Raw genomic sequence first — 23,451 nt, forward strand, 5'->3', positions numbered from 1 at the left:
GACCCGCGAAGCCGGCTGATCTGTGGATTCTGAAGGGGACCGGTCGCCGACCGGTCCCCTTCAGCACATCCTGGAGCACGACAACGTGCTGCTCGCTCGGCGCCCGGAATGGGTGCTTCCGGCCGACCCGGGCATACGCGACGGCACACGCGACACGGGCGGTTCGCCGTACGGCGTCACCCACCGCCGGCGGCCCTGGACGCATCGGCGCGGACTCCTGCGATCGACCCCCTACCCGGGCTGACCGCTGGGGCCGCCGCGCCGGCCCATGGTCCTGCTGAAGGTCGCGGGATCGTCCTCGAAGCCATGGACCCCGGGACGGAACTCCCACGCACCGGACTCGCCACGGACGAACTCCGCCACGGTCGCCGCGGTCGCCCCGGGGACGGATGCGAAATCGTCCTCGGCAAGGACGGTGTAGCCCTCGCGTATGTCCACCTCCGGATTGAGGACGTCGGCGAATCTGCGGTCCGCGGACCGCTGCTGGATGACGACACCGACCACCACGCGCGCGTACCGGTCGTTGAGCCGGTCGAGTTCCAGCGCCATGACCTCGTCCGAGCCGAATCCCTTCCCGTCCGCACTGTCCCGGTTGAGGGAGATCGTGCCGTCGGGCGAGCGGCTGCCGAAGTGCACCAGATAATCAGGCGTGCCGTACGGGTCGTCCTTCCCGTACGTCGCGGCGATGAGGTCGAGATCGGTCGGCGGCTGTCCCGCCGGGCTCGGATCCCACTTCAACGCGACCTCGACCTTGCGGATCCCCTTGCTCAAGCCGTTCACCAGGCTTCCCCTTCCCCCTCTGGGTTGCGTCCCAACTCCCTGGTAGCCAAGGTTCGTTGTCCATCGTGCCATGTGCTGCGGGCCGGCGCGTGGGTGATCTCTCGCGGAGCGTGACCGGTGCCACGCTCCATGGCCTTACGATGGCGCGGTGCTGGTCAAGTGGATTCGCTGCACCGTGGTGGACCGCCGCGGGTTCGAGCGGGGGCAGCGAAAATGGGCGGGGCTTCTGGGGGAGCCGGGATTTCGCGGGCAGGGCGGCGGCTGGAGCCGACAGCGGCCCGGCGTGGCGCACACCTTCGCCTTCTGGGAAAGCCGCGCCTTCTACGACTCCTTCATGGCCCGCTCCCACGACCGGCTTGCGGCGACCCAGGCGGGCACCTTCAAGGACAGCCAGGTCAAGCTGTTCGAGTACCGCTTCGATGTGAAGACCGGCTTCGAACCGCGGTTCGCGGACTCCGACCTGATCCGTGTCGCCCTCTGCCGTATCCACGAAGAACGCGTGGAGAACTTCACGCTGATGCAGGAGAAGGTCTGGAACCCCGCGATGGCCGGCTCGCCCGGCATGATCCGCGGCATGTTCGCCGAGGCCCCGGAGCACGAGTTCCTGATCCTGTCGATGTGGCGCTCGGCCGCCGAGCACGGCAAGTACCGCACCGAGCGCGTGGAGCGGCTGGCCCTGCGGGCACAGACCGAGGCGGACGTCGCGGCGCTCACCGGTGACATCGTGGAACTGGAGCCGACCTGGACGGTCTGACGCCGAGGGCGCGAGGCGTGTGCCCCTGTGTGGCCCATGGTGCAGGATTCGTGTGACCTACGCCGTATGGAGCGCCCAGAATTGCTCGGCCGGGCGTCACTCGATCTAGGGTTTCGGCATGGCACGACCACGGCGCATCGTACTGGTCCGGCACGGCGAGTCGACGGGCAATGTCGATGACTCCGTCTACGAGCGGGAACCCGACCATGCCCTCGCGCTCACCGAGCGCGGCTGGCAGCAGGCTGCGGAGACCGGGAAGCGGGTCCGGGAGGTGTTCGGCCGCGAGCGGGTGAGCGTGTACGTCTCCCCGTACCGGCGTACGCACGAGACGCTCCGCGCCTTCCACCTCGACCCCGAGCTGATACGGGTACGCGAGGAACCGCGACTGCGTGAGCAGGACTGGGGGAACTGGCAGGACCGCGACGACGTACGCCTCCAGAAGACCTACCGTGACGCGTACGGGCACTTCTTCTTCCGCTTCCCGCAGGGCGAGTCGGGCGCCGACGTGTACGACCGGGTCGGGGGCTTCCTGGAGAGCCTGTTCCGCAGCTTCGAGGCCCCGGACCATCCTCCGAACGTGCTCCTGGTGACCCACGGGCTGGCGATGCGGCTGTTCTGCATGCGCTGGTTCCACTGGACGGTCGCGGAATTCGAATCGCTGTCGAACCCCGGGAACGCGGAGATGCGCATGCTCGTTCTCGGTGATGACGGCAAGTACACGCTCGACCGGCCCTTCGAGCGCTGGCGGGACCCGCTGCCGCACTGGACCACCGGATAGAGTGGCAGGATCATGACCGCTGATTCCTCCCCTCTGGGGCGCCTGGACCGCGCCCTGACCAGCCTGCGGGGACTGGCCGTGGGGGATGCGCTCGGCTCCCAGTTCTTCGTCCCGGCGAACCGTCCACTGCTGAAGCGCCGCGAACTGCCGCCCGGCACCTGGCAGTGGACGGACGACACCGAGATGGCCTGCTCCGTGGTCGCCGTCCTCGCTGCGCACCACCGCATCGACCAGGACGCGCTCGCTCACTCCTTCGCCGCGCACCACGACTTCGACCGCGGATACGGGCCGGCTGTCAACCGCCTGCTGCGGCTCGTCCGCGAGGGCCACGACTGGCGTGAGCTGGCCGCCGGGCTCTTCGACGGACAGGGGTCCTGGGGCAACGGCGCGGCGATGCGGATCGCACCCCTGGGCGCCTGGTACGCGGACGATCCGGAACAGGCGATCCACCAGGCGGAGATCTCGGCGTACACGACGCACCAGCACCTTGAGGCCGTCGCCGGGGCCATGGCCGTCGCCGCGGCTGCCGCGCTGGCCGCCGCCCCCGGCGGCCCGCCCGGTCCTGAGGCGCTTCTCGACGGCGTCGTCGCGCTCGTGCCGGAGAGCGCCGTGGCCTCGGGTCTGCGGCGCGCCCGGGACATGCTGGACTACGGCGACGCGGGCACTGTCGCCGCCGTCCTGGGCTGCGGACGGCATACGTCCGCCCACGACACCGTCCCGTTCGCCCTCTGGTCGGCGGCCCGCGTGCTCGGTGACTACGAGGCGGCGTTCTGGACGACTGCCGAGGTCGGCGGGGATGTCGACACCACCTGCGCCATAGTGGGCGGCGTGTTGGCAGCGGGAAAGGCCGGGACGCCGCCGAGCGAGTGGCTGGAGCGTGCGGAGACGCTTCCGGACTGGATGGCGGCGGCCTGACACTTTCGGTCGGCACCAGCGTTCAGAACCCTGTGTGAATGCCGGGAACTCTGCGTGACGAGCGGGCGTTGTCCTGATATCGGCTGTGCGACGTGTGGGTGCGCGCGGACGAGAGAGCTCGCGGGTGGCAGGGGGTGTGGTGATGGCGTTCGTCGTGCTGGTGCCGGTTGTGCCGGTGGTGCTGGTCTTCCTCTCGGCCTGGGCGGCCGTGCTGCGGATGGCCGGACCGCCGCCCTCGCCGTCTGTCCTTTGGGCCGGGTCCGGTCATCCGCGGTCGTGTGGGGAGTCTTCCGGCTCAGCCGATCCCCGGGCCCGCGACTCCGGAGAGGGCTTCGAGATCGCTCTTGCGCACCTTGATCACCAGCCAGGCGGTGGCCAGGGCGAGTACGGCCATCGCGACGGCGGGTATGAACGCGGTCGAGATGCCGTGCGCGAGCACTTCGTGTCCCCAAGGCGCGGGCAGTTGCTGCGTCTTGGCGAACTCCGCCTTCTGGGCGGGCGAGCCGTCGGCGAGGAACTTCGGCAGTTGCTTCGCCGCCTCGTCCTTGCTCGCCGAGCCGAAGACCGTGGTCAGGATGGACAGTCCCAGCGAACCGCCCACCTGCTGTGTGGCGTTGAGCAGCCCGGACGCCGCGCCCGCCTCGTGCTGGGCGACGCCGGAGACGGCCGTGACCGTCACCGTCACGAAGTTCAGGCCCATGCCGAAGCCGAACACCAGCATCGGACCCAGCACCCCTCCGAGGTAGGAGCTGTCGGGGCTGATGAAGGTCTGCCAGGTGAGTCCGGTGACGACGAACGTCGCGCCGGTGATCATGAAGGGCTTGGGACCGAGCGTGGGCAGGAACCGTTGCGACAGGCCGGCCCCGACGGCGATCGCGACCGTCACGGGCAGGAAGGCCAACCCGGCCTTGATCGGGCTGTAGCCCAGCACGTTCTGCACGAACAGCACGATGTAGAAGAACATCCCGAACATCGCCGCGGCCAGGCTCAACATGATCACATACGTGCCCGAGCGGTTGCGGTCGGCGAACATCTTCAGCGGGGTGATCGGTTCCTTGGCCCGCATCTCGGTGAAGACGAAGGCCAGCAGCAGCACCACGGCCGCTCCGAAGGACACGAGGGTCAGGCTGTCGCGCCAGCCGTCCTCCGAGGCGCGGATGAAGCCGTACACGAGAGAGGCCATGCCCAGGGTCGAGGTCAGCGCGCCCGCGATGTCGAAGCGTCCCGGGTGCCGTTCGGACTCGTTGATGAACCGCGGTGCGAGCGCGGCGATCAGGATGCCGATCGGTACGTTGACGAAGAGCACCCACCGCCAGTCGAGCCAGTCGGTCAGCATGCCGCCGGCGAGCAGACCGACGGCGCCGCCGCCCGCGGACACGGCGGCGAAGACACCGAACGCCCGGTTGCGTTCCGGCCCCTCGGGAAACGTGGTGGTGATGAGGGCCAGCGAGGTCGGCGAAGCGATCGCGCCACCCACGCCCTGCAGGGCACGCGCGGCGAGCAGTTGCCAGGGCTCCTGGGAGAGTCCGCCGAGCAGCGAGGCGAAGGTGAACAGCAGGATGCCGGCCATGAACACTCGGCGGCGGCCGAGGATGTCGCCGGCTCGCGCGCCGAGCAGCAGCAGGCCACCGAAGGTGAGCGTGTAGGCGCTGACCACCCAGGTGAGATCCGTGGTGCTGAACTTGAGCGCGTCTTGAATGTGCGGGAGCGCGATGTTCACAATCGTCGCGTCGAGTACCACCATGAGTTGGCAGGCCGCGATGACAGTGAGCGCGATACCGGAATGCCCCTTCCGGCCGGGCGCTCCTGGTGTTTTGTCCTGAATGAGCTGAGAGGTTGTCACTATGGGTCCCCCACGAAGGCGTTAGTGAACGCTCGCGTTCACTGTCGCGTCGACGGTAGTGAGTCCCCAACAGAGAACGCAAGCGTTCACTTAATCCTTCCCCGCGCGTCGCGTCCCCCGCTGCCGCCATGTGGCGCGTCCCCTGTGCCGGAATCCCCGCCTCCCCTTGTCTGTTGGAGAAATCCAGATGGTTACCTCGCACTGGACGGCCGCCCCCGCTCAGGCGGCCTCCCTTCGCCGACGCGGCGCCGTGCTGGAACGCGCGATCCTCGATGCCGCCCTGGAGCAGCTCAGCACCGTCGGCTGGAACGGCCTCACGATGGAGGGGGTCGCGGCCGGCGCCCAGACCGGCAAGGCCGCGGTCTACCGCCGCTGGTCGTCCAAGGAAGATCTCGTCGCGGACGCTCTGCAGGCCGCACTGCCGCAGCTGGAGGAGGCCCCCGACCTCGGGAGTGTGCGTGAGGATCTGCTGGCCCTGTGCCTCCAGGCGCGTGACGCGATGTTCTCCCGCCCCGGTTCCGCGCTGCGCTCGGTGATTCACGAGTGCGACTCGATGCAGGCGGAGCGCTTCCACAGTGTGATCATCGAGGGCCTCGTGGAGCCGACGATCAAGTTGCTGCACGAGGTCATCATCCGAGGAGTGGAGCGGGGAGAGGTGCGCCCCGACGCCGCTAACGGCTATGTCTACGACGCCATTCCGGCGATGATGATGTACCGCGCCAAAGTGTGCGTCAGTGAATGGCCCGATCGTGACATCGAAGAGATGATCGACCAGTTGATGCTGCCGTTGCTCCGGCCTGAGGGGGCCTGACCCCGGGGCGCGGTGGCACCTCGGCCGGAGCGGTGGGCCGGGGTGTCGCTCGGGGATCCTGGCGGCGTACGCTAAGGGCGCCATGCCGTACGAACCACCTACTCACACCGTCGAGCGCTCCCTTCGCGCCACGACCGGAGCGAAGGTCATTGCCGGTGTCGACGAGGTGGGCCGCGGCGCGTGGGCCGGACCCGTCACCGTCTGCGCGGCCGTCACCGGACTTCGCCGGCCTCCCGAGGGGCTCACCGACTCCAAGTTGCTCACCGTCAAACGGCGCACGGAGTTGGCCGAGGCACTGCGGACGTGGGTGACGTCCTACGCCCTGGGGCATTCCTCCCCGGAGGAGATCGACGAACTGGGGATGACGGCGGCGTTGCGGCTCGCGGCAGTGCGTGCCCTGGAGGCCCTTCCGGTCCGCCCCGACGCGGTGATCCTCGATGGGAAGCACGACTACCTGGGTGCGCCCTGGAAGGTGCGTACGGTGATCAAGGGCGACCGCTCCTGCGTGGCGGTGGCGGCGGCCTCGGTGATCGCCAAGGTTCAGCGCGACAAAATGATGGCCGAACTGGGTATCGACCATGCAGACTTCGGTTTTGCGGCTAACGCCGGGTATCCGTCTCCCGTGCACAAGGCCGCGCTGGAGGAGCGGGGCCCCACCCCGTACCACCGTTTGTCGTGGGCGTATCTTGATGCGCTGCCCCAGTGGCGGCACCTCAAGAAGGTCCGCAGCTGGGCGGAGGGAAGCGTTCCGGAGATCGAGGGTCAGCTCGGCTTCGACTTCTGACGGTTCCACTCGCACTGTTGTGCCACCCGGTCACGCGAACCAGACCGGCGTTTGATAAATATCAGCTCATGCCTCTCATTCCCGAGGAGCCTCAGATTCACGAGAGTGCCCAGGGTCCCCGCACCGCGCCGACCCCTCGTCCCGTACCCGGCCCCCGCCCCGCGGCTCCGTCGCGTCCCGGTCGTCCAGGCCCTCTCCGGCCCGCGCCGCCCGTGCAACGTACGCCGCGTGACGTAGCCGCTGCCAAGCCGGGCCCGCCGGGTCCGGCCGCTTCCGCCGCTCCGGCGGCGAACCCGCAGATCCAACTGATCCCGGCCTCCGCCGAGGGAGCGCTCGATGCCGCCGACGAGGCGGTGGACCTGCTCCTGGAGTCGGGCCGCGCCCCCGGTGATGTGCTGGTGATCACCACCGGTCGGCCGCACCCGTGGGCCGAGCACGAACTGTCCTTCGGCGACGCCTCCTACTGGGCGCAGCACGATGCCGGCGACGACGTCTTCTACACGGACGCCGCCGTCGCCTCCCGTGCGGCATCCCGTCCGGTGGTGGTCGTGGCGGTCAACGGCGGTCCGGATACCGCTGCTGCCGTCGCCCTCCCGCTGGCTCATGCCCGAGCCGGTGCTCTGCTGATCGTCTGCGGTGACCCGCAGCAGATCAACTCGGTGCTGGGCACGGGCGTCTGAGCCGCGTCCGGCATCCTGCCGGAACATCGCAGGACGGCGAGGACGTCGAAGATGCCGCTTCGGCGGCATGGGCACGGTGGTGATTTCGGCATGCCCGGATACCGGAGGACGACTGCTCCTGAGGGGAGCGCCGCACCGGCACCGGGCATTCGTCTGCTGTCACCAGGGCACTGCGCCGATCCCACCGCTGCGCTCGTCCCGGCGTCGGCCGAACAGGCCGACGCGAGACCGGCAGGCTCCGCAGAGCACGGAGCGGCTCCGCTTGGTCAGACGGTACCGCTCAACGGGCCGCCGCGCGGCGCAATACCTCGGAGACGGCGCCACCGGTGCGGGGTGGCGAAGGCGGGGCGTCCGCGGTGGCGAAAGGTTCCGGCACCGAGTCCATGTTCGGGCGACGCCCGCCACGGCCCTCGCCGAGCACCTGCCAGCCGTCCCGGGTCAGCGTGATGTACGCCCCGCAGCGCAACCCGTGCAGCGTGCAGGCGTCACGCAGTCCCCACATCCAGGCGCCGTCCTCCTCCGTCCAACGCGCGTCGCCCTCACGGCAGTAGAGCAGCACCGCCGTGCGCACGGGCGTGCGGCGCCGCAGGTCGTGCGGGATGACCCGGCGCAGTTGGGACAGCAGCGCATTGCGGAACATCCACCCGTCGGCCGGTACCGGGCGACGGGCGAACGAGGCGCTCGCCAGCAGTCTTTCCTCGGGGTCCAGGACCGCGACGACCGCGGTCGTCGCCCTGGGCCGGTGCCGGGTGTGCAGCCCGCTGACGACCTCACGGGGGTTGCGCAGCAGCGGGATCCCCGCGGCGGCCCACTCCGCGGGCTCCAGCAGGCGGCTGGCGGAAGCGGCGGACGCGGGCGTCGAGAACGATGCCGCCGAGGACGGAGCGAATCCGAAGGTCACGTTCCTCCCTTCGGCTACGCGCCCACACTGCGGGCGGGGTCGGATTCGAGGGACGCGCACACCGCAGAAAGCCCAACCGGATCACGGACGAGCCGTGCGGGGAGCGGACTTCAATTCTTCCTGTCGAACTGGGATGCGGCAACGAGCAATTGGGGTCACCGACCCTTATCCAGCGGTCTGTGGCTTATATCCCTACCCAGAGGGTCGTCCGGCGACTCGTGGGGCGGGCGATCAGGACGCTTTCGGACGCCACCCGCCGAGCGCACGCCGGCCCGGCTGGTGTCAGCCCTGGACGGCCAGAACGAGCGGCAGCACTCCCTGCGCTCCCCCCTTTCTGAGAAGGCGGGCCGCGACCGCCAGGGTCCAGCCGGTCTCGGTGTAGTCGTCCACGAGCAGCACCGGACCGCTCGCCGCCATCAGCGCGGAGGCCAGCGCGGGTGGCACGGCCAGCGCCCCGTCCAGCGCGTGCAGACGCTGCGCGCTGTTGCTGCGGGACATCCGCGGCGCCTCTGCGACGTATTCCACCGACCCGAGCAGCGGCAGGCGGCCGATCTCCGCGATGCGCGTGCCCAGGGAGTGGATCAGCTGCGGCCGGCTGCGTGAGGCGACGGTGACCACGCCGACCGGCCGCGGCTGCGTGTCGGCGGCCCCCGGGGCCCAGCCGCCGGGCCCCTTGGCCCAGCCGGCCAACACGTCCACCACGGCCTTCGCCACGTCGTCCGGCACGGGCGCGTCCGTTGCCCCGGGCGCGAGCATCGGCCGCAGCCGATTGCCCCAGCCGATGTCCGACAAGCGCCCCAACGCGCGCCCCGGCGCCGCCTGCTCCCCGGCGGGAATCCGCCCCTTGAGGTCGATACCGATCGCCGGCAGCCCCGTCGGCCACATACGCCGGGGCTCGACCTCGACACCCGCGCGGCCCAGATCGGCGCGCGCGGCGTCCAGCGCGACCACGGACGTGTCCGCCGAGAACCGGGCCCCCGCGCAGTTGTCGCAGCGGCCGCACGGTTTCGCCCCTTCGTCGTCCAGCTGCCGCTGCAGGAACTCCATCCGGCAGCCCGTGGCGGCGGCGTACTCGCGCATGGCCTGCTGCTCGGCCTTCCGCTGGCGGGCCACCCAGTCGTACCGCTCGGCCTCGTACGTCCACGGCTGCCCGGTGGCGATCCAGCCGCCCTTGACCCGCTTGACCGCCCCGTCCACGTCAAGAACCTTCAGCATGCCCTCCAGGCGTGAGCGCCGCAGCTCCACCAGGGGCTCCAGGGCAGGCAGCGACAGCGGACGGTCCGAACCGGCGAGGACATCGAGCGTGCGGCGCACCAGGTTCTCGGGCGGGAAGGCCAGCGACGCGAAGTACTCCCAGATCGCCTCGTCCTCCCGCCCCGGCAGAAGGAGCACCTCGGCATGCTCCACGCCTCGGCCGGCCCGGCCCACCTGCTGGTAGTAGGCGATGGGGGAGGAGGGCGAGCCCAGGTGCACCACGAACCCCAGGTCCGGCTTGTCGAAGCCCATACCGAGCGCGGAGGTCGCGATCAGCGCCTTGACCCGGTTGGCGAGCAGATCCTCCTCGGCCTGCTGCCGTTCGGCGTTCTCCGTCTTGCCCGTGTACGAGGCGACGGTGTGCCCGCGCTGTCGCAGGAAGGCGGTGACCTCCTCGGCGGCTGCGACCGTCAGCGTGTAGACGATGCCCGAGCCCGGCAGGTCGTCGAGGTGGTCGGCGAGCCAGGCCATGCGGTGCGCGGCATCCGGCAGCCGTAGCACGCCCAGGCTCAGGCTGTCCCGGTCCAGCGGGCCGCGCAGGACCAACGCGTCCGACGAGCCGCCCGTACCGAGCTGCTCCGCGACATCGGCGGTCACGCGCGCGTTGGCCGTGGCGGTGGTGGCCAGCACGGGCACGCCGGGCGGGAGGTCCGCGAGCATCGTGCGCAGCCGACGGTAGTCGGGACGGAAGTCATGGCCCCAGTCGGAGATGCAGTGGGCCTCGTCCACGACGAGCAGCCCGGTCGCGGCGGCCAGCTTGGGCAGGACCTGATCGCGGAAGTCGGGGTTGTTGAGGCGTTCCGGGCTGACCAGCAGGACATCGACATCACCCGCCGCGATCTCCGCCTGGATGGCATCCCATTCCTCGGTGTTGGAGGAGTTGATGGTCCGGGCGTGGATGCCGGCCCGGGCCGCGGCCTCCACCTGGTTGCGCATCAGCGCGAGGAGCGGCGAGACGATCACGGTGGGTCCGCTGCCCTGGGCCCGCAACAGCGAGGTCGCCACGAAATAGACCGCGGACTTGCCCCACCCCGTGCGCTGGACGACCAGGGCTCTGCGGCGATCGGCGACCAGCGCCTCGATCGCCCGCCACTGGTCCTCGCGCAGCCGGGCTGCGCCCGTGGCGTCCCCGACCAGCCGGGCGAGGACGGTGTCGGCCTGTGCACGCAGATCCGTGTTGCTCGTGTGCTCCATGCGTCCCATCCAACAGGACACCGGCGACAACCGGACGGCACCTGTGGACAAGGGACGGGCCCCGGCCGCCGTTGACGTGTCCCTGCTCTGACTTATCCACAGGCTCAACCGGAACTTCGACATCCGCGAGATCGTCTGCGCATGACGAATCACAGCGAATCGACCGGACCCACCGAAAACAGCGACGTCACGGAACAAAAGGCACCCGACTGTCGCACCGCCCACGACGCCCAGGTGACCCTGCGCACCCCGGCCGAGCTGGCCGACGCCCTGCCGTATCTGCTCGGATACCGCCCCGAGGACAGCATCGTGCTGGTGGCCCTCCACGACCGGGACGGACGCGGCCGGTTCGGCGGCCGGGCACGGCTCGGCATTCCCGCGAGCAGGGACGACTGGGAGCCGGCCGCCCGGCAACTGGCACACGGCCTGGTGGCCGGCAGCGAACGCCGGGGAGCCCGGCCCGCACAGATCGTCGCCTACGTCTGCCAGGAACCGGCGAAGGGCGAGACCGGCCGCGAGGTCATGCAACGCCTTCAGCCGCTCGCCCAGTTCCTGCGCACCGAATGCGGCACCCTGGACGTGCCCGTCATCGAGGCCCTGTGCATCTCGGACGGCCGCTTCTGGTCGTACTGCTGCCCGAACGTGGGCTGCTGTCCGGACGACGGAACACCCATGGGCCTGCCCGGCACCTCCGTGCTGGCCGCCGCCGCGACCTACGCCGGCCTCCAGGTGCGCGGCACGCTGCGCGAGCTGCGGGCCCGACTGCTGCCCTGGGAGACCTCCGCCGCACTGGAACAGGAGATCGCCCTGGACACGGCAGGAACGGCTCTGGTGCCCCGGATCCTCGACGACGCGGCCCGCGCCGACGTGGCGGAGGAGACCTTGCGCCTCGCCGAGCGCGTGCTCACCCGGTTCGCGGCGGCGCCGGCGGTGCCCGGCACACTCCCGGCGGATCTGCGCGACGACGCACTGCTCACCCACGACGAAGCGGCCCAGCTGATCCTCGGCCTCCAGGACCGCACCACCCGTGACCGGGCCGCCGCGTGGATGGAGGACGACGACGCCGGCCCCGCCCTGCGCCTGTGGCGTGCCCTGGCCCGCCGCTGCGTCGGCCCGTACGGCGAACACGCCGCCGCGCCGCTCACCCTCGCGGGCTGGGTCGCCTGGTCCAGCGGCGACGATCTGGAGGCAAGGGAAGCACTGGCGATGGCCCTCGGAGCGGACCCCGACTATCTGTTCGCCCGTCTTCTGCACCAGGCATGCAACGAGGGTCTGGATCCGGAGACGGTCCGCCGATGTCTGCGCGCGGAGCGCGCCGAACACGCGGAGGCACGGACCGAAGCGGCAGCGGCGACGGACCAGAAGAAGACGCCCGCAGCAGGCAAGGACCCCTCCGAGCCGGGATCACGCCGTCGGCGCCGCGTCCGCATCCGGGGAGGCGCTGACGGCGCCGCCCGTCCGGTGCGAGCGGAGGGTCGGCGTCCGCGGCTCGCCCCCAGGCGCCCGTCCGGGGCCGAAGGCTCCACACGCCCCGGCGCGCCGGCTCCGGGCGGCACCCGTGCGGCGAACAGGAACGACACGCGACACGGGCCCGCACCGACGGGAGGCACACGGTCCGGTGACGACGGCGCCGCGGAGGATTCGTGAGCGGCGCCGGACCCGCCGCCTGCCGACGCGCCGGCCACCGCAGAACCGCTGCGCCGGGAGCGCGACCTTCCACCGGACACGACGGCGAGCCTGGAACCGCGCCCACGGCCGACCGGAACAGGCCCGCCCCGAGCCACGAGCCGTGCGGCGCCCCTTCGATCACGGCGTCGGTGCTGTGTGCGCCCACGAGAAAGAAGCGAACGGCCTGCTCTCGGCAGCCGAGCCATTCGGACCGCCGGCCGCGCGAGACGTACGCCGGAGAACAGAGCGCCCAGGGGACCACCCCTGTTCCGCACCCCGCGGCCTGCCGCCGGCGGCCATGGCGGCAGCTTCCGGCGTGCTGCTCCTGACCGCGCTCACGGGCATCCGCCCCGACGTCCCCACCCGGACGATCACCCTTCGGCCGGTGCAGCCCGTGCCCCTGGGCGAGATCGTCCAACGGGGCTGCGGTCGCGGGCGCGCCCCTCTCCGTACGGGCCGGTCGCCAAGGGCTCGCCATGGTCGAGAAGGCTGCGGACGGCCCGCAGCCGGGAGCATGACCTCACACGACGCCATCCGGAGGAAGAAACGGAATCCGTTCACGCAACCGGCACCGGACCCAAACGGATCAGCCACCGATGCGGCCGGCGAAGGGAGTGTTTATCGTCAGGCAGACGACTATGATCGCCGCATGCCCTACGACCCGTCAGCCTTTCCGCCCTTCGCCGTCACCGTGGACCTGGTCGTGCTGACCGTGCGTCGCCACGCCCTGTGTGCGCTGGCGGTGCGCAGGGGTGAGGCGCCGTTCCAGGGGCGATGGGCACTGCCCGGCGGCTTCGTGCGGGCCGACGAGGATCTCGCGCAGGCCGCGGCGCGTGAGCTGGCCGAGGAGACGGGACTGCACGCACACGACCCGTCCGCCCCCGCCCAGGACAACGGCGCCCACCTCGAACAACTCGCGACGTACGGCGATCCCGAGCGGGACCCACGCATGCGTGTGGTCAGCGTCGCTCACCTGGCGCTCGCCCCCGACCTGCCCGCGCCCCGCGCGGGCGGCGACGCGAGCAACGCACGCTGGGCTCCGGTGGAGGAACTGCTGCAGCAGGGCGGGTACGGCCGGGACGGCGAACCGCTGGCACCGCTGGCCTTCGACCACGCCCAGATCCTGGCCGACGGGGTGGAGCGGGCCCGATCCAAGATCGAGTACTCGTCCCTTGCCACCGCGTTCTGCACGCCCGAGTTCACCGTCGGCGAGCTGCGCCGTGTCTACGAAGCGGTCTGGGGAGTGGCCCTCGATCCGCGCAACTTCCACCGCAAGGTGACCGGAACCCCCGGATTCCTCGTCCCCACCGGCGGCACGACCACACGCCAGGGCGGCCGTCCCGCCCAGCTCTTCCGGGCCGGCGGCGCCACTCTGCTCAACCCTCCGATGCTGCGCCCCGAGGTCTGACAGGCCGAGACCCTCACCGCAGGACAGACAGGCTGATACCCGAAAAAACGGACTCAACGCGCTATCTTGCTGCAGGTGATCCAGGCCTTCGGACTGACCAGCAACTCCCGCAAGGCGCACCCGCCCGCCGTCAACGATGTCTCCTTCGAGGCACACGCGGGCCGTGTCACGGCACTCCTGGGTGCGCCCCGCGCCGGTAAGACAACGGCACTCAGACTGATGCTCGAACTCCAACAGGGCCGCGGGATCACTCACTTCAGAGGGCGGCCGCTGCACCGGATCGCCCACCCGTCGCGCGAGGTGGGCGTCCTCCTCGGTGACGTACCCGGGCATCCTGCCCGCTCGGTCCGCGGGCATCTGCGCATGCTGTGCGCCGCCGCGGGGGTCCCGGTCCGGCGCGCCGACGAGGTTCTCGAAGTCACCGGCCTCGTCAGCCTGCGGGAGGAGTGCCTGGGCACGCTCTCACGGGGCATGGACCGTCGGCTCGGTCTGGCCTGCGCCCTGCTGCCCGACCCCCACACCCTGGTACTGGACGCACCGGTGAACGGGCTGTCCGCCCGCGAAGCCCGTTGGCTGCACGGCATGCTCCGGGCGCACGCGACCCAGGGCGGTACGGTCCTGTTCACCACCGCCGAACCCAAGGAGGCGGCACGCAACGCGGACCGCGTCGTCACCCTGGAGCGGGGCAGACTCGTCGCCGACCAGGAGGCCGTGGAGTTCGCCCGCACGCGCCTGCGTCCCCGGGTGGCGGTCCGCACCCCGCACGCGGCCCGCCTCGCGGCCCTGCTCACCAAGGAAGCACGAGCCGACCGGCGCTCCGTCGAGATCGTTCGGGAAGAGGGCAACCGTCTTTCTGTGTACGGCAGTACGACGGCGGACATCGGCGACGCCGCCTTCCGGCACGGCATCCTCGTCCATCAACTCGCCGACGAGGTGGGTGACATGGGGCCGGGCGCCGGTACCCGCCCGGCCGACGGGCCGGAGGTGCCGGGCGATCCGGGGCCCGCGGACCGAACGCCGGTGGGCTGGCGAGGGCAAGGCCGGTGGATCCCGGAAGGAGTTCGGCTGCAACCGGGCCGCGGCCTGTCCGCCATCCTGAGACGACCGCGGGCGGCCCACGAATCACCCTTGGTGACGAAGGGCCCGGGCGACTCCGAGGCACCACTTCCCGTGGGCGCGGCGTCGGCGGCGACATCCCGTGACCTGCCCGGCACGCCTCCCCCCGAGGGGGCACCGGCCCACGCCGATGGCTCCGTGGAGTCCGACGGTCACGCAACGGGTGGCGGCACGGAACCGATCGCACCCACGCCAGGAGCCGAAACAACGGCCTCAACCACTGCACATGCCCCAGACGCCGCACCCGCTGCACCCGGTGCCGCCGCCAAGCCCGCGGCACCGGCCTCCGGCCGCGTACCCGGTGCCCGTCAAGAGGCCGGACCCTTGCGCCGCCGCGCCGGATCGCTCACCCCTGCCCCCCTGTCCCCCCTCCCTCCCCCCATCTCCGTCCGCCCCGCCCCCAGCCCCCTCCGCCCCCTCCGCTACGAACTGCGCCGCGCCACCGGGATCGGCACGGGCTTCCTCACCTGCGGTGCCGTGCTCGCCGTTTCCGCGGTCACGGCCGTTCTGCTCGCCCGCGTCGGCCACACCTCGCAGGCGCGGTTGTTCGCGGCCTGGCCACGGGAGGTGCCCCTGCCACCCGCGGCGCTCGGTGCGGGACTGCTCGGCGCGCTGGCCTTCGGTGAGGAGTTCCGCCATCCCGCCCTGGCGGCGGACCGCGGGTCCGTGCCCCGCCGGCTGGGGCTGCTCACCGCGAAACTGCTGGTCTCCGGAGCCACGGCGATGGCGCTGGCCTTCCTCACCGTGGGCTGTGATGCCGAGGTGCTCTATGTCGTCTACGGGCGGGAGCTCGCGGAAGTTCCCGCCGACTGGTTTTCGCTGAGCGTGAGTTGGTTCGGGCTCGTGGTCGGGTGTGCCTGGGCCGGGGTGCTGGCGGCCGGCGTCTTTCGGTCCACGACGGCCGGGGTCGCCGCGGTGCTCGCCGTACCGGTCGTGGTCGTTCCCGTCGTGCAGAAGATGCTGGGCGGCCCGGCCGTGCGGACCGCGGCGGGTCTGCCGGTCCGGATGCGCGAGGTCTTCCTGCTCCAGTGGCCCTTCGGGGGAGAGCGGTACCTGGCGGCGGTGGCCCGGGTGCTCGCTCAACCCGTGGGCGGCGCGCTGACGTTGTCGCTGACCGCTCTGCTCTGTGCGTATCTGCTCACGACGCTGCGTAGCAGGGTCAGATGACGACCGTCCGTGCCCTTCCGTTCCTGCCGTGTGCACAACTCCCCGGAGCGCGCCCATTTCTTTCCGATAAGGCGTCAATTGCGACGGGGTGAGCGATCACCCTTTCGTGTGCTTTTCACCAAAGCCCTCAAGGGAGTTGGAGACAGCGCCGACAAAGGATCCGTGAGTACCCTTGCGCACACCATGATGACCGCCGCCCGCTCCACCGACTCAGGTCTGGTCGGCCCGGGCGAACTCGACCGCTACCCCTACGCCGAAAGCCCGGCCGCCGACCGGGTCGGAGTGCCCGCCTGGGACGGCGCGGACCCCGAACTGGGCCGGGTGGGACGACGCTCCGCGGGCAACCGCGGACGCGGACTGCACGGCCAACTCGTCCAGCAGTTGGGCCAGATGATCGTTTCGGGCGACCTGGGCGCGGACCGCCCGCTCGTGCCCGAGGAGATCGGCCAGCGCTTCGAGGTGTCCCGTACCGTCGTCCGTGAGTCCCTCCGTGTCCTGGAGGCCAAGGGTCTGGTCAGCGCCCGTCCGAATGTCGGCACGCGCGTGCGTCCCGTCAGCGACTGGAACCTCCTGGACCCGGACATCATCGAATGGCGCGCATTCGGGCCGCAGCGCGACGACCAGCGCCGCGAACTGAGTGAGCTGCGCTGGACGATCGAGCCGCTCGCCGCGCGCCTCGCCGCGGGGCACGGGCGCGAGGACGTTCAGCAGCGACTTTCCGACATGGTCGAGATCATGAGCCACTCCATGGGACAGGGCGACGCCCTCACCTTCTCCCGTGCCGACGCCGAGTTCCACACGCTGCTCATCCAGATCGCGGGCAACCGCATGCTGGAGCACCTGTCGGGCATCGTGTCGGCCGCTCTCCAGGTGTCCGGCGGCCCGGTCACCGGCTGTGACCGGCCGAATGACGCCTCCCTCGCCCAGCACGCGCGCATCGTCGACGCGCTCGGCACCGGCGACGCCGCCGCGGCCGAGGCGGCGATGCGGCAACTGCTCACCGTCCACCCCGAGGTGGAGCGTGTGGTGCCGGCGCCGCGCGAGCACTGACCGCGGAGCGCGGGCGCTGCGGTCGGAGCGCACCGCCCTGTGGCGGCTGCGCCGAGCCCGGGAACCATCCCTTGCCGGACCCCGCCGGATCCTCATCGGTCCGGAGGGGCCCGGTATCGGTCCGGAGGGGCCCGGCGGGGCTCAGCCGCAGGGCGATGCGGCCTGATGGCCGGAATGGTCCCGGCCGACGCTGTCGGCAACCTCGTCTGCCCGCGTCTGACCGCCTTTGAGTGCTTACGGGGTGTGACTCGGGCCACGAAGATTGGGCGTAACGCTCGAGGGACCAGCGCGATGACCTAAGAGGTGACAGTCGCGGAGGGAATACGGACGCCGTTCAAGGCGCTGTGCAACCTCCCGGCGTCCGCCCGCGCCGTCGGCCCATCCCCAGGCCGGTGGTCGGCTCCAGTCCGCCCTGGACGGGGCCGGAAGCCGTTTTCCAACGTTCCGAGAGGTTGTTCGTGTCGGCCAGCACATCCCGTACGCTCCCGTCGGAGATCGCCGAGTCCGTCTCTGTCATGGCGCTCATTGAGCGGGGAAAGGCTGAGGGGCAGATCGCCGGCGACGATGTGCGTCGGGCCTTCGAAGCTGACCAGATTCCGGCCACTCAGTGGAAGAACGTACTGCGCAGCCTCAACCAGATCCTCGAGGAAGAGGGTGTGACGCTGATGGTCAGTGCCGCGGAGCCCAAGCGCACCCGAAAGAGCGTCGCAGCAAAGAGTCCGGCCAAGCGCACCGCCACCAAGACGGTCGCGGCGAAGACGGTGACGACCACCAGGAAGGCCACCGCCACCACGGCTGCCCCGGCCGTGTCGGCCGAGCCCGTCGCCACCGATCCGGCCGAGGAAGTCGCGCCCGCCAAGAAGACCGCAGCCAAGAAGGCGACCGCCAAGAAGACGGTCGCGAAGAAGGCCGTGGCCAAGAAGACGGCGGCCAAGAAGACCACCGCCAAGAAGGACGACGGCGAGCTGCTCGAAGAAGAGGTGCTCGAGGACGCCAAGGGTGCCGAGGAGCCCGAGGGCACCGAGAGCGCCGGCTTCGTCCTCTCCGACGAGGACGAGGACGACGCGCCCGCGCAGCAGGTCGCCGCCGCCGGCGCCACCGCCGACCCGGTCAAGGACTACCTCAAACAGATCGGCAAGGTCCCCCTGCTCAACGCCGAGCAGGAGGTCGAGCTGGCCAAGCGCATCGAGGCGGGCCTGTTCGCCGAGGACAAGCTGGCCAACGCCGACAAGCTGGCTCCCAAGCTCAAGCGCGAGCTGGAGATCATCGCCGAGGACGGCCGACGCGCCAAGAACCACCTCCTGGAGGCCAACCTCCGCCTGGTGGTCTCCCTGGCCAAGCGCTACACCGGCCGCGGCATGCTGTTCCTGGACCTCATCCAGGAAGGCAACCTGGGCCTGATCCGCGCGGTCGAGAAGTTCGACTACACCAAGGGCTACAAGTTCTCCACCTACGCCACCTGGTGGATCCGGCAGGCGATCACCCGCGCCATGGCCGACCAGGCGCGCACCATCCGTATCCCGGTGCACATGGTCGAGGTCATCAACAAGCTCGCGCGCGTGCAGCGCCAGATGCTCCAGGACCTGGGCCGCGAGCCCACCCCGGAGGAGCTGGCCAAGGAGCTCGACATGACCCCGGAGAAGGTCATCGAGGTCCAGAAGTACGGCCGCGAGCCCATCTCGCTGCACACCCCGCTGGGCGAGGACGGCGACAGCGAGTTCGGCGACCTCATCGAGGACTCCGAGGCCGTCGTCCCGGCCGACGCGGTCAGCTTCACGCTCCTGCAGGAGCAGCTGCACTCGGTCCTCGACACCCTGTCCGAGCGCGAGGCGGGCGTCGTCTCGATGCGCTTCGGTCTCACCGACGGTCAGCCGAAGACTCTCGACGAGATCGGCAAGGTCTACGGCGTGACGCGTGAGCGTATCCGTCAGATCGAGTCCAAGACGATGTCGAAGCTGCGCCACCCGTCGCGTTCGCAGGTTCTGCGCGACTATCTCGACTAGTTCCGCGACCGCGTCGATCAGTCTCGGTCGTAGAACGTCGAAGGCCCGGTCCCCCGCAGGGGGCGCCGGGCCTTCGCGCTGCGCGTTGTCGCACTCTGGATCACTCTGGGTGTCTCATAGGCACTCAGAGTGAGGAGCGTGCATGCGTCGCCCTACCGTGCGAGCACTGATCCGGCCGTTGGTCCTGGCGGCTGCCGCGACCGTCATACCGCTGGCCACGGCGTCCCCCGGGGCCGCCGACAGCGTGGTCGTCGGCGGTTTCCCCGTCGACGTCTCCCAGAGCCCCTGGACGGTCGCGCTGTCCAGCCGTGACCGGTTCGGAGGAATGCGGGCGGGGCAGTTCTGCGGTGGCGTGGCGATCGGCCCGACCACCGTGCTGACCGCGGCCCACTGCATGACCGAGGAAGTTCTCGGGGCGCCGCCGAACGCGGTGCGCGACCTCAAGGTCATCGCGGGTCGTACGGACCTTCTGTCGGACCAAGGGAAGGAGATCGCCGTACGCGAGGTCCGGGTCAATCCGCGCTACGACGCGCACACCAACGCCGGCGACTTCGCCGTGCTCACTCTCGCCACGTCCCTGCCGCAGAGCGACGTCATCGGCATGGCGGCAGCGGGCGACCCGGCCTACGCGCCGGGCACGAGCGCCACGGTGTACGGATGGGGCGACACGACGGGTGCCGGCGACTATCCGCGGCAGCTGCATGCCGCACGCGTGCGCGTCCTGCCGGACGCCCAGTGCGAGCACGCCTATCCCGGCGGCGTGGACGGAGCGTATCGCTCCGAATCCATGCTGTGCGCCGGAGAGACCCAGGGCGGCCCCGACGCCTGCCAGGGCGACAGCGGAGGGCCGCTGGTCGCCAACGGGCGGCTCATCGGACTCGTGTCGTGGGGGAGCGGCTGCGGGCGGGCAGGGAGCCCTGGCGTCTACACCCGGATCTCCGAAGTCGTCAGGGCCCTGGGTGCGAGCCACAGTGGCGTGCGGACGCCGCACACGGGTGCCTGACGCCCTCGACGGTCTGCCGGGGGACACAACGACGGGCGGCCGCTCCGGGAGGAGCAGCCGCCCGTTCACCGGCCTGTGCCGGGACTGGCTCGTCGTGGATGCGAGGTATCAGCGCTCATCTTCGGAGGCGGATGCCGGAACGGACGTCAGCCGCTCCGTCTCGTCCTGTATCTCAGCGGCGATCTTCTTGAGTTCCGGCTCGAACTTGCGGCCGTGGTGGGCGCAGAAGAGCAGTTCTCCGCCGCTCAGCAGGACGACGCGCAGGTATGCCTGGGCGCCGCAGCGGTCGCAGCGATCGGCGGCCGTCAGCGGGCTCGCGGGGGTCAGAACAGTAGTCACGTCGCCTCTTCTCTAGCTCGACGAGCTGTCGTACCAGGGTCAACATCCAACCAGCCCGAAAACGTTCCCGCTCGTGGCTTTTCCTCGAAAAATCTCTCCGGGGCGGCTGTCTGCTGCCGGTTGGCGGCGAATGTGCCGTATTGCGTGTCTATGTGTCTTACGGGTTCGCGCTGTCTATCAGGTTTCGGTCCCCCCGGCTGGCTTGCCGGTTGTGAATGAGGACGTGCCCGGAGCCTAAATGGTTCATGCCCCGAAGGGAACGTGATATGTACTTCACTCCATGGGGGGATCGAACACCCATACGACTCTGGACTAGTGTGAGTTCAAGACGAGGGTGGCGTTACAACGGCTCTACCAGGCCTCGGTACCCTCTTGACGGCGACCCAAGCCGCGCCCTTACCCAGAAGGGCCCCACCTGAAATTCAGCGAGGAGCGAACCGCGTGACCGCCGACACGTCCGTGCCGTCCACTGCGCTGCTGGCAGGAGCAGACCGGGACGGCTCCAATTACACCGCGCGGCACCTTCTCGTCCTCGAAGGTCTCGAGGCCGTGCGCAAGCGCCCTGGTATGTACATCGGCTCGACCGACAGCCGTGGCCTGATGCACTGCCTGTGGGAGATCATCGACAACGCCGTGGACGAGGCCCTCGGCGGGTACTGCGACGACATCGAGGTGATCCTTCACGACGACGGATCCGTGGAGGTGCGGGACAACGGCCGCGGCATCCCCGTGGACGTCGAGCCCAAGACCGGCCTGTCCGGCGTCGAGGTCGTCATGACCAAGCTGCACGCCGGCGGCAAGTTCGGAGGCGGCTCGTACGCGGCCTCCGGCGGTCTGCACGGCGTCGGCGCCTCCGTCGTCAACGCGCTGTCCGCCCGCCTCGACGTCGAGGTGGACCGCGGCGGGCACACCCACGCGATCAGCTTCCGGCGCGGTGTCCCGGGCGCCTTCGCGGCGAACGGCCCGAGCGCCAAGTTCGAGGCCAAGAGCGGCCTGCGCAGGACGAAGAAGATCCCCAAGACCCGCAACGGCACGCGCGTGCGGTACTGGGCCGACCGTCAGATCTTCCTCAAGGACGCCAAGCTCGCCCTGGAGACCCTGCACCAGCGGGCCCGGCAGACCGCGTTCCTCGTGCCCGGACTGACCATCGTCGTGCGTGACGAGTTCGGTCTCGGTGACGGCGGCAGCAAGGGCGAGGAGTCCTTCCGCTTCGACGGTGGCATCAGCGAGTTCTGTGAGTACCTGGCCACCGACAAGCCGGTGTGCGATGTCCTCCGCTTCTCCGGTCACGGCACCTTCAAGGAGACCGTCCCGGTGCTCGACGAGCACGGCCAGATGACCCCGACGGAGGTCACCCGCGAGCTGGGCGTGGACGTTGCGATGCGCTGGGGGACCGGCTACGACACGACCCTGAGGTCGTTCGTCAACATCATCGCCACCCCCAAGGGCGGCACCCACGTCGCCGGCTACGAGCAGGCCGTCACCAAGACGATGAACGAGGTGCTGCGCACCAAGAAGCTGCTGCGCGTCGCCGAGGACGACATCGTCAAGGACGACGCCCTGGAGGGGCTGACCGCGGTCGTCACCGTGCGCCTGGCCGAGCCGCAGTTCGAGGGCCAGACCAAGGAGGTCCTCGGCACGTCCGCGGCCCGCCGCATCGTGAACAACGTGATCTCCAAGGAACTCAAGGCGTTCCTGACCTCCGCGAAGCGGGACGCCGCGGCACAGGCACGGGTGGTCCTGGAGAAGGCGGTCGCCGCCGCCCGTACGCGCATCGCGGCCCGCCAGCACAAGGACGCGCAGCGCCGCAAGACGGCCCTGGAGTCCTCGTCGCTGCCCGCCAAGCTTGCCGACTGCCGCAGTGACGACGTGGAGCGCAGCGAGCTGTTCATCGTCGAGGGAGACTCCGCGCTCGGCACCGCGAAGCTCGCCCGGAACTCCGAGTTCCAGGCGCTGCTGCCGATCCGTGGAAAGATCCTGAACGTCCAGAAGTCGTCCGTGACCGACATGCTGAAGAACGCCGAGTGCGGCGCGATCATCCAGGTCATAGGAGCGGGGTCGGGCCGGACCTTCGACCTCGACGCCGCGCGGTACGGCAAGATCATCATGATGACGGACGCCGACGTCGACGGCTCCCACATCCGCTGCCTGCTGCTCACGCTGTTCCAGCGCTACATGCGGCCCATGGTCGAGGCCGGCCGGGTGTTCGCGGCGGTGCCGCCGCTGCACCGCATCGAACTCGTCCAGCCGAAGAAGGGCCAGGACAAGTACGTCTACACGTACTCGGACCGTGAGCTGCGCGACAAGCTCATGGAGTTCCAGAGCAAGAACGTCCGGTACAAGGACTCCATCCAGCGCTACAAGGGTCTGGGTGAGATGGACGCCGATCAGCTGGCCGAGACGACGATGGACCCGCGCCACCGCACCCTGCGCCGGATCAACCTGTCCGACCTGGACGCCGCCGAGCAGGTCTTCGATCTGCTGATGGGCAACGAGGTGGCTCCCCGCAAGGAGTTCATCTCCAGCTCGGCGGCCACGCTGGACCGCTCGCGGATCGACGCCTAGCGACCACGCCGCGGCCCCTGCCAGGGGCCGCGGCGGGCCCGACGGCGGCCGGCACGGTCCGGCCCCAGCCGGTACGGGCCTGGCATCGGCCACACCAGCGCCTCCCGCGGTCCGGCGGAGCGGTCCCGCAGGACGGCACCGCCAGGGTGCGCGAGGACCCGGGCTCGGGTACGTCAACGGTCAGGCACTGTCTCTGGCGTCGGCGCTGGCGCAGACGACGGCACACCGGCGTCGGTGCGTCACCGGGCCGAACGCACCGCGGTCCCGACCTCAGCACCCGCACCCCAGCACCTGCACGCCAGCGCCTCCGCATCACTGGCCGAGCGGCCGGGGCGCCCCGGTTCTCCACCCGTGGGTGGAGGCCCGCCCGCCATGCGGATCCACCCGTGATCCACCCCGGCTCCGATTCGCTGACCTGCGAATTTCCGTAGCGTCGTA

18 protein-coding genes and 1 pseudogene are annotated in these 23,451 nt (G+C 70.4%); 14 read left to right on the plus strand and 5 right to left on the minus strand.

The genetic code is table 11. From position 1 onward, the window contains the following. Nucleotides 1-231: 231 nt before the first annotated feature. Entirely contained in the window at nt 232-780 is a 549-nt protein-coding gene (locus CTZ28_RS27595; RefSeq protein WP_398656837.1) for a TerD family protein, read from the minus strand. Nucleotides 781-928: 148 nt separating this feature from the next. On the opposite strand from CTZ28_RS27595, the gene CTZ28_RS27600 reads away from it, so the two are divergent. The 3 genes from CTZ28_RS27600 (at nt 929) to CTZ28_RS27610 (ending at nt 3,227) form a co-directional block, all read left to right on the plus strand. Next, nucleotides 929-1,534: a YdbC family protein gene (locus tag CTZ28_RS27600; RefSeq protein WP_121892418.1), complete on the plus strand. Its 606-nt coding sequence runs from the start codon at nt 929-931 to the stop codon at nt 1,532-1,534. A 118-nt stretch (nt 1,535-1,652) separates the two neighbouring features. Continuing rightward, nucleotides 1,653-2,312, plus strand: coding sequence for a histidine phosphatase family protein (locus CTZ28_RS27605; protein WP_121892419.1), 660 nt, complete (start codon nt 1,653-1,655; stop codon nt 2,310-2,312). 12 nt (nt 2,313-2,324) lie between these two features. Continuing rightward, the gene (locus CTZ28_RS27610) at nt 2,325-3,227 is read left to right on the plus strand and encodes an ADP-ribosylglycohydrolase family protein (RefSeq protein WP_121892420.1); all 903 of its coding nucleotides are present in this window, start codon (nt 2,325-2,327) and stop codon (nt 3,225-3,227) included. 295 nt (nt 3,228-3,522) lie between these two features. Here CTZ28_RS27610 and CTZ28_RS27615 read toward each other — a convergent pair whose 3' ends face one another. After that, nucleotides 3,523-5,070: an MFS transporter gene (locus CTZ28_RS27615; protein ID WP_121892421.1), complete on the minus strand. Its 1,548-nt coding sequence runs from the start codon at nt 5,068-5,070 to the stop codon at nt 3,523-3,525. 187 nt (nt 5,071-5,257) lie between these two features. On the opposite strand from CTZ28_RS27615, the gene CTZ28_RS27625 reads away from it, so the two are divergent. The 3 genes from CTZ28_RS27625 to CTZ28_RS27635 all read left to right on the plus strand — a co-directional run bounded on the left by CTZ28_RS27625 (nt 5,258) and on the right by CTZ28_RS27635 (nt 7,345). Next, a complete protein-coding gene (locus CTZ28_RS27625; protein ID WP_121892422.1) occupies nt 5,258-5,881 on the plus strand; it encodes a TetR/AcrR family transcriptional regulator in 624 nt (207 codons plus the stop codon). A gap of 82 nt (nt 5,882-5,963) precedes the next feature. Then, entirely contained in the window at nt 5,964-6,665 is a 702-nt protein-coding gene (locus tag CTZ28_RS27630; protein WP_121892423.1) for a ribonuclease HII, read from the plus strand. A 68-nt stretch (nt 6,666-6,733) separates the two neighbouring features. Then, entirely contained in the window at nt 6,734-7,345 is a 612-nt protein-coding gene (locus tag CTZ28_RS27635) for a hypothetical protein (protein WP_121892424.1), read from the plus strand. 280 nt (nt 7,346-7,625) lie between these two features. Here the strand turns inward: CTZ28_RS27635 and CTZ28_RS27640 are convergent, their stop codons facing one another. Next, nucleotides 7,626-8,246, minus strand: coding sequence for a hypothetical protein (locus CTZ28_RS27640; RefSeq protein WP_121892425.1), 621 nt, complete (start codon nt 8,244-8,246; stop codon nt 7,626-7,628). A 282-nt stretch (nt 8,247-8,528) separates the two neighbouring features. Beyond that, nucleotides 8,529-10,694, minus strand: coding sequence for a RecQ family ATP-dependent DNA helicase (locus CTZ28_RS27645; protein ID WP_121892426.1), 2,166 nt, complete (start codon nt 10,692-10,694; stop codon nt 8,529-8,531). A 141-nt stretch (nt 10,695-10,835) separates the two neighbouring features. Between CTZ28_RS27645 and CTZ28_RS27650 the strand changes: the two genes are divergently transcribed. The 7 genes and pseudogenes from CTZ28_RS27650 to CTZ28_RS27675 all read left to right on the plus strand — a co-directional run bounded on the left by CTZ28_RS27650 (nt 10,836) and on the right by CTZ28_RS27675 (nt 20,109). After that, nucleotides 10,836-12,341, plus strand: coding sequence for a DUF4192 domain-containing protein (locus CTZ28_RS27650; protein WP_121892427.1), 1,506 nt, complete (start codon nt 10,836-10,838; stop codon nt 12,339-12,341). Between the two features lie 151 nt (nt 12,342-12,492). Beyond that, nucleotides 12,493-12,880, plus strand: a pseudogene (locus tag CTZ28_RS48675) (glycogen debranching N-terminal domain-containing protein); the annotation flags it as partial. Nucleotides 12,881-13,011: 131 nt separating this feature from the next. Next, on the plus strand, nt 13,012-13,770 hold the full coding sequence (locus CTZ28_RS27655) for an NUDIX hydrolase (protein ID WP_121892428.1): 759 nt from the start codon (nt 13,012-13,014) through the stop codon (nt 13,768-13,770). A 75-nt stretch (nt 13,771-13,845) separates the two neighbouring features. Further along, entirely contained in the window at nt 13,846-16,053 is a 2,208-nt protein-coding gene (locus CTZ28_RS27660; RefSeq protein WP_121892489.1) for an ABC transporter ATP-binding protein, read from the plus strand. A 162-nt stretch (nt 16,054-16,215) separates the two neighbouring features. After that, nucleotides 16,216-17,103 carry a FadR/GntR family transcriptional regulator gene (locus CTZ28_RS27665; protein ID WP_121892429.1) on the plus strand — a complete coding sequence of 296 codons (888 nt, stop codon included), beginning with the start codon at nt 16,216-16,218 and terminating at the stop codon, nt 17,101-17,103. Between the two features lie 458 nt (nt 17,104-17,561). Next, the gene (locus tag CTZ28_RS48680) at nt 17,562-19,106 is read left to right on the plus strand and encodes an RNA polymerase sigma factor (protein ID WP_121892490.1); all 1,545 of its coding nucleotides are present in this window, start codon (nt 17,562-17,564) and stop codon (nt 19,104-19,106) included. Nucleotides 19,107-19,248: 142 nt separating this feature from the next. Beyond that, the gene (locus CTZ28_RS27675) at nt 19,249-20,109 is read left to right on the plus strand and encodes a S1 family peptidase (RefSeq protein ID WP_121892430.1); all 861 of its coding nucleotides are present in this window, start codon (nt 19,249-19,251) and stop codon (nt 20,107-20,109) included. Nucleotides 20,110-20,217: 108 nt separating this feature from the next. Here CTZ28_RS27675 and CTZ28_RS27680 read toward each other — a convergent pair whose 3' ends face one another. Then, the gene (locus CTZ28_RS27680; RefSeq protein WP_030171920.1) at nt 20,218-20,448 is read right to left on the minus strand and encodes a DUF7455 domain-containing protein; all 231 of its coding nucleotides are present in this window, start codon (nt 20,446-20,448) and stop codon (nt 20,218-20,220) included. Between the two features lie 441 nt (nt 20,449-20,889). Here CTZ28_RS27680 and CTZ28_RS27685 point away from each other — a divergent pair, with 441 nt between their 5' ends. Next, nucleotides 20,890-23,013: a DNA gyrase/topoisomerase IV subunit B gene (locus CTZ28_RS27685; RefSeq protein ID WP_121892431.1), complete on the plus strand. Its 2,124-nt coding sequence runs from the start codon at nt 20,890-20,892 to the stop codon at nt 23,011-23,013. Nucleotides 23,014-23,451 lie beyond the last annotated feature (438 nt).

Source organism: Streptomyces shenzhenensis (assembly GCF_003688995.1).
Taxonomy (GTDB): domain Bacteria; phylum Actinomycetota; class Actinomycetes; order Streptomycetales; family Streptomycetaceae; genus Streptomyces; species Streptomyces shenzhenensis_A.